We start from the raw sequence: 19,116 nt of genomic DNA on the forward strand, positions 1-19,116 counted from the left end.
TATTCTCACGCTTTTGGCTCAACTTTAAGCAAAGGAGCAAAAACCATGGCGCACATCTTTCAGGACAACTCCCTCTCCATCGGCCACACTCCCCTGGTACGACTGAACCGGATTGTGCCGGAAGGAGCCGAAGTCTACGCCAAGATCGAAGGCCGCAATCCGGCCTATTCGGTCAAGTGCCGCATCGGCGCCTCGATGATCTGGGACGCCGAAAAGAAGGGACTGCTCGGCCCCGGCAAGGAGATCGTCGAACCAACCAGCGGCAACACCGGCATCGCCCTCGCCTTCGTCGCCGCCGCCCGCAATATCCCCATCACCCTGACCATGCCTGAAACCATGAGTCTGGAACGACGCAAGGTGCTCAAGGCCTTCGGCGCCAACCTGGTGCTGACCCCGGGCGCCAAGGGGATGGCCGGCGCCGTCAGCGCCGCCGAGGAACTGGCGGCTTCCGATCCGAACCGTTATGTGCTGCTGCATCAGTTCAAGAACCCGGCCAACCCGGCCATTCACCGGCAGACCACCGGGCCGGAAATCTGGGAGGCGACCGGCGGCGACGTCGATGTCCTCATCTCCGGCGTCGGCACCGGCGGCACCATCAGCGGCATCAGCCAGTTTTTCGAGCAGGACAGGGGCAGGTCCCTGCACTCGGTCGCCGTCGAACCGACCGACTCGCCGGTCATCAGCCAGAAGCTGGCCGGCCGCGAACTGCAGCCCGGACCGCACAAGATCCAGGGGATCGGCGCCGGCTTCATTCCCGACACCCTCGATCTCTCCGTTGTCGACCAGGTGGAACAGGTCGGCAATGACGAAGCGATCGACTTCGCGCGCCGGCTGGCGAAAGAAGAAGGCATCCTCTCCGGCATCTCCAGCGGCGCCGCCGTCGCCGTCGCCGCCCGCCTGGCGGCACTGCCGCAATTCGCCGGCAAGAAGTTCGTCGTCATCCTCCCCGATTCCGGCGAGCGCTACCTGACCAGTGTGCTGTACGAGGGGATTGTATAAAATGTATCAGCTGTAAGCTGTAAGAAGGAAGCAAAACCTCGGAAGCTGGTTGACAATCTGTCATCTGTTCTTTATGGTTTTGCTTAACAATTAGACTGTTCCGGAAGCGAGGGATTTTACGTCAAATCAAGGAAGCCAAGACCTGACAAACGAGGCGTGGAACGCCACGTCGAGCGAAGGCAGGTTGCAGGCTGACGCAGAGTTGGCGTAAAAGCCCCGCGCCCTGGCAGTACATACTCATCGAGAGTGGCGGAGGGAACAGGCCCTGCGAAGCCACGGCAACCGCCGATACCGATCGGAAAGGTGCCAATTCCTGCTCCGGATGATCCGGAGAAAGATGAGAACGGCGCTTCAGAAAAGATTTCGCCGCGGCGACTGTCGAAGCCCCTTCTCATCCCCGAGAAGGGGCTTTTTGCCCCTTGAAGCCAACCTTTCAACAAGGGGGATCTCATGTCCGAAAGATGGAGCCACGCCAGCCGCCTGGTGCAGACCGGAACCGGCCGGGACGACAAGACCGGGGCGATCAGTTTTCCCATCCATCCGAGCGCGACCTACCGCCATCCGGGCGTCGGCCAGAGCACCGGGTTCGACTACACCCGCTCCGGCAATCCGACCCGGCAGATCCTCGAGGAGGCGCTGGCCGACCTCGAAGGCGGCGCCCGCGGCCTGGCCTTCGCCTCCGGCATGGCGGCCCTGACCACACTCTTTCTGCACTTTTCCAGCGGAGACCATCTGATCCTATCCGAGGATCTCTACGGCGGCACTTACCGGGTTCTCGACCAGATCTTCGCCCGTTTCGGCCTGCAGGCGAGCTTTGTCGACACCACCGACTGCGACAAAGTAGCAGCCGCCATCACCGGGCAGACCCGCGCCCTGCTGGTCGAAACTCCCGGCAATCCCCTGCTCGGCATCGCCGATCTCGAAGCCCTCGGCCGCCTCTGCCGCCGGCACGACCTGCTCTTCATTGTTGACAACACCTTTCTCACCCCACTGCTGCAGCGTCCCTTCGACTGGGGGGCCGACATTGTAGTGCATTCGGCCACCAAGTACCTGGGCGGACACTCGGACCTCTGCGCCGGGGCACTGATCGCCCGTGATCCCGACCTCGGTGAAGAACTCTACTTTCTGCAGAATTCGACCGGCAGCATCCTGCCGCCACAGGACTGCTGGCTGCTGATGCGCTCGCTGAAAACCCTGCCCGTACGCATGGAGCGCCACTGCGTCTCCGCCGACCGGCTCGCCCGCTGGCTGAACGAGCAGCCGCAGATCCGGCAGGTCTACTATCCAGGACTGCCGGACCATCCCGGGCACGAGCTGATGAAACGCCAGGCCACCGCTTTCGGCGGCATGCTCTCCTTCCGGGTCGATACGCCGCAACGGGCGCGCCGGGTACTCGAGAGACTGCGCCTGATCTCTTTTGCCGAAAGTCTCGGGGGTGTCGAGTCGCTGATAACCATGCCGGCGGTGCAGACCCACGGTGACATCCCGGAAGAGGAACGGCTGCGGCTCGGCATCGACGAAACGTTGCTGCGACTCTCGGTCGGCCTCGAAGCGGTCGAAGATCTGATCGCCGACCTGGAGCGGGCCCTGGCCGACTGACCTTCTCCAGGCCGGTCCCGCCACCGGCCCTGACTTCCTCCGCGTTATCCACATCCCGGCGGATTTCACCATCGGGGTCCACCGGGACACATGCGCGCCCTCCCCTGCCACAAAAGGCCTCTCCAATGAAAAAGTTGCATTTTAAGCGTTTTTCACCGTATTTTTAGTTCATACCTGAATCAGCGAGCACATCACCGACGGATAGCACAAGTCATTGACCTGCCTGCGTTTCCCAAAAATCGCCGGTGAACCTACGGGTGCACCTGAGATTTTTTGAAAACCCATTCAGGCCAAGCCTTGCGCTCTCCATCCGGCATGAACTCACTGATTCAGGACATGTTCATCTTTTTTCCGCCGGATGCCGTTGCCAAGGAGGTGTGTTCCGTGATCCGCGTTCTTCTCGTCGCTCTTGCCATCGTCACAGTCGCTCTGACCGCCTGCATCGACCTGAAATCCCTGCGCCGTTCCGATCCGATTCAGCCGATCCGCGATTATGAGCGACTGATGGTCGGCGACCTGAATGCCGACTATATCGGCAACGACAACTGCCTGGCCAAATGCCACGTCCACGACCAGATCGCCAGGGATTTCGCCCATTCCATCCACAGCGAACAGATCGCCGCCGACACCGGTTTGCCGCTGGTCAACTGCGAATCCTGCCACGGCCCCGGCAGCCTGGCGGTAAAAAATGCCGAAAAGACCGGCAAGTGCGATACCGGCCATTTGCTGCCGATCGAGAAATTTCCGGCCCAGGCCCAGTCCATGATCTGCCTGAAATGCCATTCGGCTGCTTCCACCCCGAGCCTGACGTTCTGGAACGCCAGCCCCCACGCCAGCAGTGACGTCAGCTGTTTCGACTGCCACCGGTTGCACCGGGGTCCGGCGCAAAAGGCCAGCCGCGAAGAAGTCGCCGAACTCTGTTACGGCTGCCATCAGGATATCCGCAGCCGTTTCTCCCAGACTTCCCACCACCCGGTTCCGGAACAGAAGGTGGCCTGCATCGATTGCCACGACCCGCACGGCAGCCTGCAGGAACATCTGCTCAAGGGAAGCACGGTACGCGAAACCTGCAGCCGCTGCCACATGGACAAACAGGGGCCATTCGTCTACGAGCATGCCGATGTCACAGAAACCTGCACCAACTGCCACCGGCCGCACGGCTCGCCCAACGATCCGCTGCTGAACCAGGCCCAACCTTTTCTCTGTCTGCAATGTCATCCCGGACATCTCGGCCAGGATTTCCATTCGAACGGGGGCGCCCTCTCGTCAACATCGATGAAACAGCTCTTTTACAATCGCTGTACAGACTGTCATTCGGCGATCCATGGCACCGACATCCCCTCGCCCCATGGCCGCGGCACCTTCATCACCCGTTAAGGCGCGAACCGGCATGATCCAGGAGGAAACGCCCCATGAGAAACTGTACAATCCTGGCTGTTCTGTCATTCATCTTTCTGAGCCTCCCTGCCCTGGCCAAGGCCCAGCCCCAGCCTGATCGTGAAACATCCCTCAGCCTCGGTTACCGGCTGGTGGATGACCAGGGTGACGCGAAGGTCAGGGAATACGATCACCTGCAGCCGAGTACGACGCTGAGGTTTCTCGCTTCAGGTTACGACGACCGGTTCCATGGCAGCCTCGAGGGTTATCTGCTGAGCGACAAGGACTACCGCAGCGAGCTGCACTTCGACCGGGACGGACAGGTAAGACTCGACCTGCGAATCGAGAACTTCGTGCACAACCTCGAACACATCCCCTATTCCGACCGTCCGCCGGCGATCGCTCAGGACAATGGAACACCCATCCCTCCGCCGCCGCCCGTGATCAATCCGAACAAGGCGACCTTCACCGACCACGACCCGACCGCCGAATACCGGCTAGACACCGGTATCTACGAAGCCCGGTTTCGCGGCAAGCTGAAGAGCTATCCGGCTCACCTCAACGTCAGATACTGGCGCATGGAACGCAAGGGAGACCGGCAGCTCCGCTTCGTCGACGAACAGTGCTCCGGCTGTCACGTCCAGAGCCGCAGCGTCCGGATCGACCAGGTGACCCAGGAAGTCACGGCCGGCCTCGACGCCCATCTCGGCCCGGTCGATGTCATTCTCGAACAGCTCTACCGCCAGTTCGACAACAGGGAGAACGCGCCCGTCGACAGCTACGGAACCAACGTCTTCTTCCGTCCGACGGCGACTGACCTCGCCCACGACACCATCCCGGACGTCCGGATGACGGAGAGCACTCTCAAGGTACATACCAACCTCGCCGGCGGACTGGTCGGCGCCGCCAGCGCCTCCATCGGCAAACGGGAGAACAGAAACGGCCTCGAACCGGCACAGGTGTCCCCCATCATCTCGAGCACCGACGTCGCCAAGGGAGCCGGCGACCTGACCTGGATTCCGCACCCGAGCTGGACCTTCAACTTCCGCTACCGCCTGCTCGACCTGGACAACAGCAACACCGACAGCATCAGCATCACCGGCGTCACGACGGGCATCAGTCCCGTCGGCGTCCGCAACAACCCTGACCTGCGCCGCGACTCCTACCTGATCACAGCCAGCTTCCGCCCCGATGCCCGGCTGAAGCTGAAAGGCCAGTTCGACCGCGAGATCATCCACCGCGACCAGACCGGACCGGCTCTGCCCTACACCAGCGCAAAACCGACCATCGGCGTCCCCCAGGAGCTCGACCCGGTCTGGGAACTGCCACGACAGGAACGGAACGACCGGATCAGATTCAGCTTGTACACCCGGCCTCTGGGCGACAGGCGGCTGCGCATCAATACCTGGTGGGAATACCGCACAAGCAGCGACCCGGCCTACGGCACGTCCTTCGAGGACAGTCACCGTCTCTTCTTTTCCACCAGCTATCAGCACCCTCAGGGCCGCTGGGGCGCCAACCTTCTGCTCGACCGCCTCTGGCAACAGAACGACCAGTTCGAAATCACAGAATTCGACGAAACGACCGGGCTGCCTGTCAGCTTCGATCTCGGCCGCAGCAAACGCCAGTTTCATCTGAGTGCCGGTTTTTGGGGCGACCTGACCGAATCCCTGTCCGCAAGCATGACTTACGGTTATCTCGCCAGCACCATCGAGCAGGATCTGCTTTTCGGCAACGCGCCACCCGACTATGCCATCGAAGACTCCGGAGTACGCTACGACCAGCGCACCCACACTCTCGCCGTTCACCTGAACTGGCGCGTTACCGATCCGGTGCTCCTCGAACTGAGCGGATACCACGTACGCTCATACGCTGCCTACTCTCCCGGATTTTCGCGATTTTACGCACCTACCGGCGTTTTCGACGCCACCTCCGAAGGACTGAAGGACATCAGCCGGGTCGACCTGCGGCAACTCGGCCTCAGCGTCGGAACGACCTGGGCCGTGACCGACAACCTTTCCTGGGCGGCGCGATACAGCTTCGACGACTACGAAGACAGAACGGGAAATGTTTTCGACGGTCATGTCCAAAGCTGTGAAGTCAGTCTCAGTTATGCGTGGTAAGCGCCCGGAAGGAGAGCGAACATGAGGTTGATCCTTTCATTCGGACGGCACCTGGTCTCTTCGCTGATGCTGATTCTTCTGCTGACCGGCAGTGCCGGCGCCACCAGAATGATCGGGGCCATCGTCACCGCCGATCTGCCGCACTACCGGCAGGAGCAGCACGCCCTCGAACAGATTCTGCGCGCCGGCGGCTATCCGGCCGGCCGGCTGGAAATTTTCGTCCAGACCCCCAACTCCGACCCCATGTCCCTGCGCAACAGTATCCGCCGGGCGGTCGCCGCCGGCGCCGAACTGCTGATCACCTACGGCGCCCTCGCCACGGCCGCCGCCGTCGAAGAAGCCGGTGACCTGCCCATCCTGTTCGCCGATGTCTATGACCCGGTCGAACCGGGTTTCGTTCAGAACCTGCTCGCTCCCGGCGTCAACCGGTCCGGCGCCAGTTCCCGGGTTTCCCTTGATCCCCTGCTGGAAAAACTGCAGAATATCAGATCGGCCTGTCGCATCCTGGCGATGTACGACGATCGGGAAACCGACTCGGTCCGGCAGCTGAACGATCTGAGGGAAGCTGCCCGGCGGCAGGGAATGCACGTCATTCCACTCAAGGCGGGCAGAAATCCGGTTCAGGCGGCGATCGACGCCGCCGGCAAGGTCGATTTTCTGCTGTTGACCACCGCAGTGAGCATAGAACAGAATCTGGACGACATCATCGCCGCGGCAACGGCAGTGAAACTGCCGGTCATCGCCACCACGTTCGGCGCCGGACAGAAGGGAGCCCTGTTCACCTACGCAGGACACCCGAACGACCAGGGCAAACTGGTCGCTGTCCACGCCCTGCAGGTTCTGGCAGGACAGAAGGCCTACATGCTGCCGGTTCGTACCCCGAAAAAGGCCTATCTCGTCCTCAACCTGCAGGTTGCCGACCGGCTCGGCCTGGCTTTGCCCGAGGAAGCAACGAAAAATCTCGACAAGGTGCTCCGGTAGCCGCCCGGAATCGATCCCGAAACCGCCCCCCTGGAGGCGATCATGCTGAACAGCCTGAAACTGAAATGGAAAATCCAGCTCAGCCTCACCGGCCTGGCACTGTTGCCGCTGCTGGTCCTGCTCGTCCTGATGGGCAGTTTCACCAGCGACATCATCCGCAGCGACATGGAAATCATGTCGCTGAAGACGGTCAACTTCGTCGAGCAGTCGATCACCCTGACCAAAAAACGGATCACCAACGAAATCGGACTGATCGGCAGCAGCGCCGATCTGATCAACGCCGTCTATTACGCCTCACTGACCGGCGACCATCAGATGCTGGCCGACCAGACGGCAGCCATTCTGCGCCAGTTCGATTTCGACCTGATCGAGGTGCGGGACAAGAACGGCGCCCTGCTCTTTCGCCGCCTTGGCGAAAAGCTGGATTTTCCGGCAACGACAAAAGCGGACCATCCCCTGCTGGCAACCAGTATCAACGGGAAGGCTGCGACCATGCTCACCCGCTATGACGATCGCTTCGCCCTGGCCGGCGCCACCCCGATAAGGCTTCAGAACCAGACGGTCGGACACCTGGTCGCGGCCGTCCTTATCGACAACAGATTCGCCACCACCATAGAGGAAACCGGCGGCGCCCTGGCCGCCTTCCACGACGGCAAACGCATCATCGCCGCCTCGACCGACGAACTGCGGCAGATCAATCTCAAGCAACTGAACGACAGGGGAGCGGTCACCTGGACCATCGGCGGCATACCGCACGGACTCTACACGGCACCTCTTGACCAGAGCGGGCTGAATCTGCTGCTGGCCATCGACCGCAGCGAAGAGGTCACCACCCACCAGAAGATGCACAACCTCTTCTTTACCGTCGGCGCCATCGTCGCCCTGATTGCCGTCGTTCTCGGCGCCTTCCTTTCCCGCAGTATCGTCCACCCCCTGCAGGCCGTGGTCGACAGCCTGCAGGAGATCGCCGAGGGCGAAGGCAACCTGACCCGCGAGCTGCCCGTCACCGGCAACGACGAGGTCGGACTGCTGGCGGCCAGCTTCAACCGCTTTGTTTTCCGGCTGCGCGACATGGTCAGCCGCACCGGCAAGGTTGCCTTCGATCTGGTCGCCGCCAGCGAAAAGATCCATGCCGCCTCGGACAAGGTCAACGAAGGAGCCGCCACCCAGTCCGAATCCCTCGAGCAGGCGCATGCCGCCCTGGTCGACATCGACGATTCCACCGGCCAGATCGCCGAATCGATCAGCAGCCTGGTTTCCGCCGTCGAGGAGAGTTCGTCCGCCACCCTGGAGCTGGGCGCGACCATCGAAGAGATCGCCGGGCAGATGGAAAAACTGTTCGAAACTGTCGAATCGGTCTCCAGCTCCATCAGCCAGATGAGCGTTTCCAGCCAGCAGGTGGCGGAAAACATCGACATCCTCAACAGTTCGACCGAAGTCACCGCCTCGAGTATCATCGAGCTGGACGCCTCGATCAAGGAGATCGAGGAGAACGCCGAGCAGACCGGCAAGCTGGCCGAGGCTGCCGCCCGTGATGCCGAACAGGGCAAACGGACGGTCCAGGCGACCATCGCCGGTATCGACGCCATCAAGCAGACGGTCGACGACGCCAGCGCCGCCATTCAGGAACTGGGCAAACAGTCGCAGGCCATCGGCCGGATACTGACGGTCATCGACGACATCGCCGACCAGACTTCACTGCTGGCGCTCAACGCCGCCATCATCGCCGCCCAGGCCGGCGAACACGGTCGCGGCTTTGCCGTAGTGGCGGACGAGATCCGCGAACTGGCCGAACGAACGGCCGTCTCCACCAATGAGATCGGGCAGATCATCACCACCCTGCAGGATGGAACGCGCGAAGCGGTCCGCACCATGGAAGCGGGCGCCGCGCGCGTGGCCGAGGAGGTGCGCCGCTCGGAAGAGGCCGGACGGGCCCTGGAACAGATCCGCGGCAGTACCCTGAAGGCGAACGAGCAGGTGCGCACCATCGTTCGGGCGACCCAGGAACAGAGTCGCGGCAGCCGCCAGATCACCGACAGCATCAACCAGGTTGCCAGCATGCTGGGACAGATCGCCGGCGCCGTCAAACAGCAGAACGAAGGCATCCGTCAGCTGGCACGGGCGGCCGAAGCGATGAAGGAGATCGCCAACCAGGGCAAACTGGGGACCGCCGAACAGGCCAAGGGCAGCCGGCAGATCACCGCCAGCATGGAACAGATTCGGGAAATGATCGAGCGCATCGACGGCGCGACCCGGGCGCAAACCGAACGCAGCCGGCAGGTGGTCGAGGCGGTGGCGCGCATCCGGCAGATCGCCGAGGACAATGCGCTGCGCACCCGCGAGCTTGATCAGGTGGTCGACGACCTGACCACCCATGTCAACACCCTCGAGGACGAGGTCGGAGCCTTCAAGGTATAACGCTTCGCACCGGGAAGGTGGCGACACTTTCGAACTTCGACCGTCCACGACGCATTCGGCCGTCTGCAGTTGCCGTTGCGTTGTGCCGACGCAAGGGAGGACCCCAGGACCACCCCGGCCAAAACCGGCCAGGCCGTCTCCGTCCCTTGCGTCCAACATCCGGGTGCATGTCCACCCACCATCACTGTCAGAAGGATCCTCGTTCATCATGTCAGCCAGAAAAACCTATCGTCCCGCAACCCTGCTCGTCCATCAGGGCATGGACCGCGACCCGGCCACCGGCGCCGCAGCCATTCCCATCTACCAGGCCTCGACCTACCACCATCCCGGCGGCCGGTCCGGTGACTACGACTACGCCCGCAGCGGCAACCCGAGCCGCCAGCAGGTCGAGGAGGCCATCGCCCTGCTCGAGGGCGGCGTTCAGGGCTTCGCCTACAGCTCCGGCATGGCGGCCATCGCCTCGGCCCTGTCGCTGCTGCAACCGGGCGATCACCTGATCGCTCCCGACGACCTGTACGGCGGCACCTACCGCTATCTCACCCTGATCCTCGCCGAGCAGAAGATCGAGGTCAGTCTGGTCGATCAGTCCGATCCGCAAAAGGTCGAGGACGCCGTGCGCCCCAATACCCGGGCCCTTTTTCTGGAAACACCGTCCAATCCCCTGTTCAAGGTGGCGGACATCCGCGCCCTGGTCACCATTGCCCGCAGGCACGGCCTGCTGACCCTGATCGACAACACCTTCATGACCCCCCTGCGACAGAAACCGCTCGAACTCGGCGTCGATGTCAGCATCCACAGCGCCACCAAGTTTCTCGGCGGCCATTCCGACCTGCTGGCCGGCCTGGTCACCACCGCCGACCCAGAACTGGCCAAACGGCTGAAACGGCACCAGAACGCCTTCGGGGCCGTGCTCGCCCCCTTTGACTGTTTTCTGCTCGCCCGTGGCATCAAGACCCTCAAGCTGCGGCTGGATGCCGCCGAGCGCAATGCCGGTGTCCTCGCTGCCCGGCTCGCCGGGCATCCGGCTGTCGCCCGCGTCCACTATCCGGGACTGGCCGACTTTCCGGGGCGCAAGATTCACAGCGCCCAGGCGACCGGCGCCGGCGCCGTTCTCTCCTTCGAACTGAAGGAGAAAGCGGCCCTCGCCCCCCTGCTCGAACGCGTCCGCCTCCCCATCATCGCTCCCAGCCTGGGCGGCGTCGAAACCATCCTCACCCACTGCTGGTCGATGTCGCACGCCGCCATCCCCGCCGAAGCGAAAACGAAGATGGGAATCCGTCCGACCCTGCTGCGCATCTCCGCCGGCATCGAAGACGTGGAAGATCTCTGGGAAGACCTTGCCGGTGGTCTGGCCTGCTCCTAGCCAACAAACCCTGTTCTTTCATCGTACTTCGGGTTCCGGGGATTTCGCATTCTGCGTTTGACAAGACGAAAACAGCGTTTTATTGTTGACGGGTCGCATGCCTGGCAAGTGCAGACCTTTCACCCACCCCGAAAAGGAGGATGCAGATGAGTCAGCAGAACCGACGTGATTTCCTCAAGAAAGCGACGGTGGCCACCGCCGCGGCCGCGGCCGCGACCACCATCGGCGCTCCCGCCGTCCATGCCAGGAAGACCTACACCTGGAAGATGGTCACTACTTGGCCGCCGCACTTCCCCGTTCTGGGCGAAGGTGCCGACAAGCTGGCCGAGTGGGTCGAAAAGATGTCCGACGGCCGACTCAAAATCCAGGTCTACGGCGGTGGCGAACTGGTTCCGCCGCTGCAGGCCTTCGACGCCGTCAGCCAGGGGATGGTCGAAATGGGACACGGCGCGTCCTACTACTGGGCCGGAAAATCCCCGGCCACCCAGTTCTTCGCCGCCGTTCCCTTCGGCATGAATGCCCAGCAGATGAACGCCTGGCTCTACTCCGGCGGCGGCCAGGAACTGTGGGACGAAGTCTATGCTCCTTTCAACCTGAAGCCGATGCCGGCCGGCAATACCGGCGTGCAGATGGGCGGTTGGTTCAACCGTGAAATCAATACCATCAAGGACTTCAAGGGTCTGAAGATGCGCATCCCCGGCCTGGGCGGCAAGGTGCTGGCCAAAGCCGGCGGCACCGCCGTCCTCTCCGCCGGCGGCGAAATCTACACCAACCTCGAACGCGGCGTCATCGACGCCACCGAGTGGGTCGGCCCCTACCACGACTACCTGATGGGCTTCTACAAGGTCGCAAAGTACTACTACTATCCCGGCTGGCACGAGCCGGGCACCGTACTCGAGACCTTCGTCAACAAAAAGGCCTGGGAATCATTGCCGAAAGATCTTCAGGAGATCGTCACCACCGCCGCGGCGCGCTCCAACATCTGGATGCTGAGCGAATTCGAGGCCAAGAACAACACCTACCTGCAGAAGCTGATCAAGGAGCACGGCGTGCAGCTCAAGCAGTTCCCCGACGACGTCGTCAAGACCCTGCGCAAGTACGCTGCCGAGGTCATCGAGGAGATCGCCGGCAAGGACAAGCAGGCCAAGAAGGTCTACGAGTCCTTCCGCAAGTTCCAGGACAACGTCCGGGCCTGGGCGAAGATCTCGGAGAATGCCTTCGCCAAGATCACCAGCTGACCCCGGTCCCGAAAACCGGAATGCGAAAAAGGGCGCCCCGCAACCGGGGCGCCCTTTTTCTGCTGAATGACTCGCAAGACATGAATAACGCAGCAGATGTGCACGTATCGGCCGACCTCGGCACAGACGGTACAAGGCGGCCGAGACGTGTACAGATGCAAGGCGTCTCGCGACCGAAGGAGTGAGGCGTAGCGGCAGCTACGTCGCAGCGACTGAGGACGCGAGCAACGCAGCAGATGTGCGCGTCTCGGCCGCCTCCGCCACCAGGGCGGCCGAGAAGGGGACAGCTGCAAGGCTTGCGAAAGATGAAACCGCAGGCGTAGCCGGAGGCTACGTCGAGGATTGAAGACTGAGCGTAACGCAGCAGATGCCCCCTTATCGGCCGCCCACTCAGCCGCTCATCACCCTGGGCAGCCAGGTCACCATCTCCGGAAAGAGCACGATCATCAGCAGGCCGATCAGCTGGATGATGATGAAGGGAACGATCCCCCGGTAGATGTGGCCGGTCGTCACCTCGGGCGGCGCCACCCCCTTGAGGTAGAACAGGGAGAAGCCGAAGGGCGGCGTCAGAAAGGAGGTCTGCAGGTTGACGGCGATCAGGATGCCGATCCAGAGCAGATCGACGCCGAGATGCTGGAAGATCGGCGCCACCACCGGCACGATAATGAACGTGATCTCGATGAAGTCGATGAAGAAGCCAGCGATGAAGATCACCAGCATGACAATGAACAGGAACATGTGCGGCCCCATGTTCGACTCGAGAATCAGGTGGGTGATGTAGTGATCCCCCGACAGGCCGCGAAAGACCAGGCCGAAGGCCGTGGCACCGACCAGCAGCACGAAGACCATACAGGTGAGGATGGTGGTCCCCTTCATCACCTCGTACAGGGTCTGCAGGTTGAACTTCTTCTGCCACAGGGTCAGCAGGGTGGCGCCCAAAGCACCGACCGCCGCCGCTTCGGTCGGTGAGGCAATGCCGGCGAAGATGGAGCCTAGCACGGCCAGGATGAGAAAGAAGGGGAGCAGAAAAGCCCGTATGATCCGCCGGACCATGACCATGCCCTTGAAGGCCGCCAGCTCGTCAGCCGGCATGGCCGGCGCCGACTGCCCCCTGAAGACGGCGATCAGCACGATATAGAGCATGTAGAGCCCAACCAGCACCAGGCCGGGGATCACCGCCCCGATGAACATGTCCCCGATCGAGATGTTCATGATCGAGCCGAGCAGGACCAGCACGATGGACGGCGGGATGATCTGTCCCAGGGTGCCGGCGGCGCAGATGGTGCCGGTGGCCATTTCCGGACTGTAGCCACGCTTGAGCATGGTCGGCAGCGAAAGCAGCCCCATGGTGACGACAGTGGCACCGACAATGCCGGTCGAGGCCGCCAGCACCGCGCCGACCACGATCACCGAGATCGCCAGACCGCCGCGCAACCGGCCGAAGAGCAGGGCCATGGTTTCCAGCAACTCCTCCGCCAGTCCCGATTTTTCGAGCATCAGCCCCATGTAGACGAACAGCGGAACCGCGATCAGCACGTAGTTGGTCATCGTGCCCCAGATGCGCAACGGCAGCAGCTGGAAGAAATTGAGGCCGAAGGTGAAATAGCCGAAGATCAGCGACACGCCGCCGAGGGTGAAGGCAACGGGAAAGCCGAACAGCAGCATGGCGAAGACCACCCCGAACAGGGCGAGAGGCAACCACTCAGGCATGGTCCACCTCCTTTCCGGCCGCATCGGCGGCAGCGACATCCTCCGCATCGACAGGCCGCCCGACCAGTGTCAAAAAGCTGCGCAAAGCCAAGGCGATCCCCTGCAGCAGCACCAGCACGAAACCAGCGGGAATCACCGCCTTGAGCAGGTAGCGGGCAGGCAGGCCGCCCGGGTTGGGGCTGCCCTCATGCACCGCCCAGCTCATCTGCACGAAGGCCTTGCTGGTCGTCACCACCAGAATGGCAAAGGGGATGAGAAAGATGAGACAGCCGACCAGATCGATCAACGCCTTCTTCTTTGGTGTCAAGTGGCTGTAAAAAACGTCTACCCGCACATGCCCGTCTTCCTTCAGGGTATAGGCGGCGCCAAGCAGAAAGATGACGGCGAAAACATGCCATTCGAGTTCCTGTACCGCCACCATGCTCTCGTTGAGCAGGTAGCGGGTGACGACGTCGAAACAGACGACCAGAACGAGAAAGGTCGTCAGCCAGGCGACAAAGCGTCCGACCCGTTCATTCAGCCCGTCGATCAGGCGGACCACCCGGATGAGAAAATTCACAACATACCTCCTTGGATCCTCGGACCGAAGTCGACTTATTTTGCCTCGCCAAACAAAGTCTAACAAGAAAAAACTTGCCACCTGCCGCCACCCGCTCCCTGCCGACCGGAGCGGATTCGATTGACAGTCATGATTCCATTGGCTAAAGTGCCCGAAACAGAAACGGACGTCTTTATCGCGAGTGGTGGAGGGACAGGCCCTGTGAAGCCACAGCAACCGGTCCGCCGGCAAGCCGGCGGGTGTCAGGTGCTAATTCCTGCCCGTCATGAATTCACATGCCGGGAAAGATGAGGACGGAGCCGATGAATCTCTGACGCAGCGAGTATCATCAGGCCCCTTCCCATCTCCGGGAAGGGGCCTTTTTCGTAGCCGCCATCCAGGATGTGAGGACATGGTAAATACCTCGGTCGGCATCGTCACAACCGAATACGTCGAATTCGACCTCGAACTGCAGCTCGAAAGCGGACGCCTGCTCGGGCCGATCACTCTGGCCTACGAAACCTACGGCACCCTCAACCGCGACCGGAGCAACGCCATCCTGGTCACCCACGCCTGGACCGGCGACGCCCACGCCGCAGGCCGCCACCACCCCGACGACCGCAAACCGGGCTGGTGGGACGACATGATCGGCCCGGGCAAGGTGCTCGACACCGACCGCTACTTCATCGTCTGCTCCAACGTCATCGGATCCTGCAAGGGCTCGACCGGACCGGCCAGCATCAACCCGCGTACCGGCAAGCCGTACAACCTCGGCTTTCCGGTCATCATGGTGCGCGACATGGTGCGGGCGCAGGTGCTGCTCGTCGACCATCTCGGCATCGACCGGCTGCTGGCCGTCATCGGCGGGTCAATGGGCGCCATGCAGGCAATCGAGTGGGGCATCCACTTTCCGGAGCGGGTACGCGGCATCGTCCCCATCGCCGGCTGCGGCCGCACCTCGCCGATGGCCATCGCCCTGAACGCCGTCGCCCGCCAGGCCATCTTCAACGATCCGCTGTGGAAAAAGGGAAACTACAAGCCGGAACATCCGCCGGCGGACGGACTGGCCCTGGCCCGCGCCATCGGCCACATCTCCTTCCTCTCCGACCGCTCGATGCAGCTCAAGTTCGGCCGGCGCTTTTCCGCCCGCGACGGCCTGTTCGACTTTTTCGGCCGTTTCGAGGTGGAAAACTATCTCGCCTACAACGGAAGCAGCTTCGTCGACCGCTTCGACACCAACAGTTTCCTCTACCTGGCCAAGGCCCTCGACCTGTACGATCTCGCCTGGGGATTCGAAAGCCGGGAAGAAGCCCTCGAACGGCTCGACTGCCCCTCCCTCTGGTTCGCCTTCACCTCCGACTGGCTCTACCCCCCCTACCTGACCGAAGAAGTGATCGCCATCCTGCAGAAGCTCGGCAAACCGGTCGAGTACCACCTGATCGCGTCGGACTACGGCCACGACTCCTTCCTGGTCGAACCGGAAAAGTTCACGCCGAAAGTGGTCGACTTTCTCGAACGCCGGCTGGCGGAAGCGGAAAAGGCGGTGACGGGTGACGGGTGAAGCGGCGGGGGGCGCTCCTACTCCTCTTCGTCGCCGAACAGCTCCAGCTGACGAAAGCTGTAGCTGGGGGAGTCGAAGGGGCGCCTGACGAAGCGCGGGCACTCGAGCAGCAGCACATGCTCGGGCTGGCGACAGCTGCGAAGGCACCTGCGGCAGAGACGGTTGCTCAGTTCTGGCGGAATCGGCCGGGGCATGGCACCACCTGCAAACCGTGAACGCTTCCCATCATCCGTCCTCGCCCGCCGGCACCGGCGGCATGACGCCGGGCGGCGACGCCAGCAACGAATCGATGGCCCGCTTCAGGGCGGCAAGACCGGCTTCTTCCGTTGTCGCCTCGATGGTCAGCCGCCGCTGTGGCAGGGTGTGCAGATAGCGGGGATCGTAGTATTCGGTCATCAGGGCGCCAACCAGCTCGCGCCAGCGCCCCTGTTCGAGCCAGGAAAGCAGCTCCTGCGTCCGTTTGCCGCCGAGCACCGGCTTCAGCGCCAGAATCGGCGGCACGAAGGTTTCGCGCAGCTGGTCGCGGGCCGGATAGTCGTCGAGAATGATGTCGATCCGCCGCTCCAGCGGCGCCTCCACCCACAGGCTGACCTCGTCCTGCAACGCCTGAAAGAGCCTCTCCGGCAGAATCAGCCGTCCGATATGCCGGCTCTCCCCCTCGGTCAGGACATAGCCGTCCGGCGGAATCCGCCGCAACCGGTCCCAGAGCAGCGACTCGAACATCTTCTGCGACGGCTGCTTCGGCAGGCCGAGTGCGCCGAAGGCGCTGCCCCGGTGGTTGGCCAGTCCCTCCAGGTCGAGAACCGGATAGCCCTGCTCCGCCAGCCGCTTCAGCATCCGGGTCTTGCCGACCCCGGTCAGGCCGCGCAGCACCAGCAGCCGGCCCCAGCTACCCTGCTCGAAAAAGCGGCAGACATGCTTGCGAAAGGCCTTGTGCCCCCCGGCGAGCTGCCGGGCGGGAATGCCCGCCAGATTGAGAAAGGTGGTCAGCGCCTGGCTGCGCATGCCGCCCCGCCAGCAGAAAACGACCACCGGCGGCCGGGCGTCGCGCAGCGCCGCCTCCACCGCGGCGATCATCGCCGGAATCTTCGGACTGACCAGCTCCACCCCCAGCCGGCGGGCCTGACGCCGCCCCTGCTGCTTGTAGCAGAGGCCCACCCGGTGCCGCTCCTCGTCGTCGAACAGCGGCACGCTGACCGCCCCCGGAATGGTCGCCTCGGCGTACTCCGACGGCGAGCGGGCGTCGACCAGCAGACAGCCCTGCTCCCGCAGTTCCAGCGCCTTGTCCAGGGATATGATGGTTTCCGGAACCGACATGACCGATGTGACCGTCCTCAATCAGGGTGACAGAAAAAAGGAATGCCAGCGACAGGCGGCCTGGCCTGTCGGATTGGTTTATAGCCGATAGACCTACAGCGCCACAAGGAGAAAGAGGCCGGCGCGAAATTAATTCGCCGTCACCCCCTTGACAGAACGGGCAAAGAGGTATATTGTCTGCCTCCGTTGCCGCGGGGTAGAGCAGTCTGGTAGCTCGTCGGGCTCATAACCCGGAGGTCGGAGGTTCAAATCCTCCCCCCGCAACCAAAGAACACGACCAGGGGGTCCGCCAAAGCGGATCCCCTGTTTTTCTATCGACAAATCCTTCCCCCTTCAAAATCCCGGGAATCCTCTCCCCAAAAAAACGGGACAGCTCCCCGCCCGCCGCTGCGCAGCGGTGGTATAATTTATTCAGTGCAAGGTCTTGCCGCCGGCAAGGCTACCCGTGATCTTCCGTCCGGCCCGCTACCGAAGGCAGACCGAAGCCGCAAACCCCGAAGGGGGAGAAAGGAGGAGCATCATGGGACGTAAATATGTCATCTGCCATGAGCGCACCACGGATGAGGCTCCGGCTTGCGGAGCCGTCTTCAGCGCCGACGACGAGCGCGAACTGCTCGAAATGGCCGTCCGCCACGGCATCAACGTCCACGGTCACGCCAACACCGAAAGCTACCGCGAAGAAGTTCGCAACCGCTTCCGCGAAGGCAATCCGCCTTCCTGACATCGGCAACGTCCTGCAACACGCCCGGAGATGTTTCGGGCGTTTTTTTGTGCCCCAGGCTCACCGCCGGCGGCAAAAAACGTTGCTTTTTCCCGGTGTTTCTTCAAAATAGAGCACATCCCGTCGAGGAGGGGCGTTCGTGCGACCTGTCTGGCTTGTACTGATTCCGCTGTTTCTGCTTCCGGCCGCTCCGGCCAGGGCCATCGACCTGGCCACGGCGGACGTGGCGACGCTGCAGCGACTGGCGACCGAAGGCAATCCCGCCGCCCAGTTCAATCTCGCCCTGGCCCTGCAGACCGGCAAGGGAATCGATCCGGACCCCGCCGCCGCAAGTCTCTGGTACCGCAAGGCCGCCGAACAGGGCCACGCCAAGGCACAGTACAACCTCGGCGTGCTCTACCTGAAGGGCGAAGGGGTGCCGGCCGACCCGGCCCGGGCCGCCGACTGGTTCCGCCAGGCGGCGCAGCAGGGCATGGTGCAGGCGCAGTACAGCCTGGGACTGCTCTACCGCGACGGCCAGGGAGTGCCGGCTGATCCCGCCCGGGCCGTCTCCTGGCTGAAAAAGGCGGCCGACCGGCAGCACGCCGCCGCCATGCTCTCCCTTGCGGACCTCTACGCCGGCGGCCGGGGCGTCGAAAAGAACAGCCTGGAAGCGGTCCGCCTCTACCGGCTGGCGGCCGAAAAGGGGGAAACCGGCGCCTGGTGCAACCTCGGCAACATCTACGCCGATGCCGAAAGCCCCCTGCACGACCAGTACCAGGCCTTTGAGTACTACCAGACGGGAGCCCTTGCAGGCGAGGCCGTCTGTCAAAACAACCTGGCGGTCCTGTACCTGCGGGGAGAAGGCACGGTGCAGAATAACGCCATGGCCTGGGCCTGGTTCAGCATCGCCGCCGACAGCGGCTATCCCGACGCCGCCGACATGCTGAAACAGCTGGAAGCCGTTCTCGATGCCACCGAACTGGCCATGGGCAAGGTCGAACGCGCAACCCTGCTGCGCCGGCTGGAGCAGCAACCACCCGCCAATATCCAGTAATTTCAGACAATTCCCTTTTTGGCGCCGCAGCACCACCGACTGATGTCCGCCCGCGCCTCCCCCCGGCTTCCCTCCTGCTTTTCGCTTAAGAATCTCCCGCTGCGGGTCGATACGGTGATTGAGTAGCATCCGACC

At 62.7% G+C, this 19,116-nt stretch carries 15 protein-coding genes, 1 tRNA gene and 2 riboswitches; of the genes, 12 read left to right on the forward strand and 4 right to left on the reverse strand.

Features of this window, described 5'->3' with window-relative positions; all coding sequences use genetic code 11:
- Positions 1-45 precede the first annotated feature (45 nt).
- From cysK to EDC39_RS08305, 8 genes are all read left to right on the forward strand, one after another.
- The gene (gene cysK, locus EDC39_RS08270; RefSeq protein WP_148895907.1) at positions 46-999 is read left to right on the forward strand and encodes a cysteine synthase A; all 954 of its coding nucleotides are present in this window, start codon (positions 46-48) and stop codon (positions 997-999) included.
- Positions 1,000-1,233: 234 nt separating this feature from the next.
- Positions 1,234-1,343, forward strand: a riboswitch (SAM riboswitch).
- Positions 1,344-1,449: 106 nt separating this feature from the next.
- Positions 1,450-2,598 (forward strand): trans-sulfuration enzyme family protein, encoded by a 1,149-nt coding sequence (locus EDC39_RS08275; RefSeq protein ID WP_148895908.1) that lies wholly within the window; start codon positions 1,450-1,452, stop codon positions 2,596-2,598.
- A gap of 384 nt (positions 2,599-2,982) precedes the next feature.
- The gene (locus EDC39_RS08280; RefSeq protein ID WP_246140215.1) at positions 2,983-3,975 is read left to right on the forward strand and encodes a DmsE family decaheme c-type cytochrome; all 993 of its coding nucleotides are present in this window, start codon (positions 2,983-2,985) and stop codon (positions 3,973-3,975) included.
- 35 nt (positions 3,976-4,010) lie between these two features.
- Positions 4,011-6,098 (forward strand): porin family protein, encoded by a 2,088-nt coding sequence (locus EDC39_RS08285; protein ID WP_148895909.1) that lies wholly within the window; start codon positions 4,011-4,013, stop codon positions 6,096-6,098.
- 21 nt (positions 6,099-6,119) lie between these two features.
- Positions 6,120-7,079, forward strand: coding sequence for an ABC transporter substrate-binding protein (locus EDC39_RS08290; RefSeq protein ID WP_148895910.1), 960 nt, complete (start codon positions 6,120-6,122; stop codon positions 7,077-7,079).
- Positions 7,080-7,121: 42 nt separating this feature from the next.
- The gene (locus EDC39_RS08295; RefSeq protein WP_148895911.1) at positions 7,122-9,497 is read left to right on the forward strand and encodes a methyl-accepting chemotaxis protein; all 2,376 of its coding nucleotides are present in this window, start codon (positions 7,122-7,124) and stop codon (positions 9,495-9,497) included.
- 208 nt (positions 9,498-9,705) lie between these two features.
- Positions 9,706-10,860 (forward strand): trans-sulfuration enzyme family protein, encoded by a 1,155-nt coding sequence (locus EDC39_RS08300; RefSeq protein ID WP_148895912.1) that lies wholly within the window; start codon positions 9,706-9,708, stop codon positions 10,858-10,860.
- 146 nt (positions 10,861-11,006) lie between these two features.
- Positions 11,007-12,098, forward strand: a complete 1,092-nt coding sequence (locus tag EDC39_RS08305) for a TRAP transporter substrate-binding protein (protein WP_148895913.1) — start codon at positions 11,007-11,009, stop codon at positions 12,096-12,098.
- A 390-nt stretch (positions 12,099-12,488) separates the two neighbouring features.
- Here the strand turns inward: EDC39_RS08305 and EDC39_RS08310 are convergent, their stop codons facing one another.
- Positions 12,489-13,808, reverse strand: coding sequence for a TRAP transporter large permease (locus tag EDC39_RS08310; protein WP_148895914.1), 1,320 nt, complete (start codon positions 13,806-13,808; stop codon positions 12,489-12,491).
- Positions 13,801-14,367 carry a TRAP transporter small permease subunit gene (locus EDC39_RS08315; RefSeq protein WP_148895915.1) on the reverse strand — a complete coding sequence of 189 codons (567 nt, stop codon included), beginning with the start codon at positions 14,365-14,367 and terminating at the stop codon, positions 13,801-13,803. The genes EDC39_RS08310 and EDC39_RS08315 overlap by 8 nt, the downstream gene beginning before the upstream one ends.
- A gap of 169 nt (positions 14,368-14,536) precedes the next feature.
- Positions 14,537-14,661: riboswitch (SAM riboswitch) on the forward strand.
- 97 nt (positions 14,662-14,758) lie between these two features.
- Between EDC39_RS08315 and metX the strand changes: the two genes are divergently transcribed.
- Positions 14,759-15,907 carry a homoserine O-acetyltransferase MetX gene (gene metX / locus EDC39_RS08320; RefSeq protein WP_148895916.1) on the forward strand — a complete coding sequence of 383 codons (1,149 nt, stop codon included), beginning with the start codon at positions 14,759-14,761 and terminating at the stop codon, positions 15,905-15,907.
- 17 nt (positions 15,908-15,924) lie between these two features.
- Here metX and EDC39_RS15335 read toward each other — a convergent pair whose 3' ends face one another.
- Together EDC39_RS15335 and mnmH are read right to left on the reverse strand one after the other, a co-directional pair.
- Positions 15,925-16,101 carry a hypothetical protein gene (locus tag EDC39_RS15335; RefSeq protein WP_187426716.1) on the reverse strand — a complete coding sequence of 59 codons (177 nt, stop codon included), beginning with the start codon at positions 16,099-16,101 and terminating at the stop codon, positions 15,925-15,927.
- A gap of 31 nt (positions 16,102-16,132) precedes the next feature.
- Positions 16,133-17,224 (reverse strand): tRNA 2-selenouridine(34) synthase MnmH, encoded by a 1,092-nt coding sequence (gene mnmH / locus EDC39_RS08325; protein WP_148895917.1) that lies wholly within the window; start codon positions 17,222-17,224, stop codon positions 16,133-16,135.
- A 190-nt stretch (positions 17,225-17,414) separates the two neighbouring features.
- Here mnmH and EDC39_RS08330 point away from each other — a divergent pair.
- From EDC39_RS08330 to EDC39_RS08340, 3 genes are all read left to right on the forward strand, one after another.
- Positions 17,415-17,491: transfer RNA gene (locus tag EDC39_RS08330), tRNA-Met, on the forward strand.
- Between the two features lie 253 nt (positions 17,492-17,744).
- Entirely contained in the window at positions 17,745-17,945 is a 201-nt protein-coding gene (locus tag EDC39_RS08335) for a DUF1059 domain-containing protein (RefSeq protein WP_148895918.1), read from the forward strand.
- A 139-nt stretch (positions 17,946-18,084) separates the two neighbouring features.
- Positions 18,085-18,981 carry an SEL1-like repeat protein gene (locus tag EDC39_RS08340; RefSeq protein ID WP_148895919.1) on the forward strand — a complete coding sequence of 299 codons (897 nt, stop codon included), beginning with the start codon at positions 18,085-18,087 and terminating at the stop codon, positions 18,979-18,981.
- Positions 18,982-19,116: the final 135 nt, after the last annotated feature.

Origin of the sequence: Geothermobacter ehrlichii (assembly GCF_008124615.1) — a bacterium.
GTDB classification, from domain to species: Bacteria; Desulfobacterota; Desulfuromonadia; order Desulfuromonadales; family Geothermobacteraceae; genus Geothermobacter; species Geothermobacter ehrlichii.

What these genes read in the sequence shown, in the direction of transcription:
- cysK (WP_148895907.1), top strand. Translation starts at nt 46, where the DNA reads ATGGCGCACATCTTTCAGGACAACTCCCTCTCCATCGGCCACACTCCC.
- EDC39_RS08275 (WP_148895908.1), top strand. Translation starts at nt 1,450, where the DNA reads ATGTCCGAAAGATGGAGCCACGCCAGCCGCCTGGTGCAGACCGGAACC.
- EDC39_RS08285 (WP_148895909.1), top strand. Translation starts at nt 4,011, where the DNA reads ATGAGAAACTGTACAATCCTGGCTGTTCTGTCATTCATCTTTCTGAGC.
- EDC39_RS08290 (WP_148895910.1), top strand. Translation starts at nt 6,120, where the DNA reads ATGAGGTTGATCCTTTCATTCGGACGGCACCTGGTCTCTTCGCTGATG.
- EDC39_RS08295 (WP_148895911.1), top strand. Translation starts at nt 7,122, where the DNA reads ATGCTGAACAGCCTGAAACTGAAATGGAAAATCCAGCTCAGCCTCACC.
- EDC39_RS08300 (WP_148895912.1), top strand. Translation starts at nt 9,706, where the DNA reads ATGTCAGCCAGAAAAACCTATCGTCCCGCAACCCTGCTCGTCCATCAG.
- EDC39_RS08305 (WP_148895913.1), top strand. Translation starts at nt 11,007, where the DNA reads ATGAGTCAGCAGAACCGACGTGATTTCCTCAAGAAAGCGACGGTGGCC.
- EDC39_RS08310 (WP_148895914.1), bottom strand. Translation starts at nt 13,808, where the DNA reads ATGCCTGAGTGGTTGCCTCTCGCCCTGTTCGGGGTGGTCTTCGCCATG.
- metX (WP_148895916.1), top strand. Translation starts at nt 14,759, where the DNA reads ATGGTAAATACCTCGGTCGGCATCGTCACAACCGAATACGTCGAATTC.
- EDC39_RS15335 (WP_187426716.1), bottom strand. Translation starts at nt 16,101, where the DNA reads ATGCCCCGGCCGATTCCGCCAGAACTGAGCAACCGTCTCTGCCGCAGG.
- mnmH (WP_148895917.1), bottom strand. Translation starts at nt 17,224, where the DNA reads ATGTCGGTTCCGGAAACCATCATATCCCTGGACAAGGCGCTGGAACTG.
- EDC39_RS08335 (WP_148895918.1), top strand. Translation starts at nt 17,745, where the DNA reads ATGGGACGTAAATATGTCATCTGCCATGAGCGCACCACGGATGAGGCT.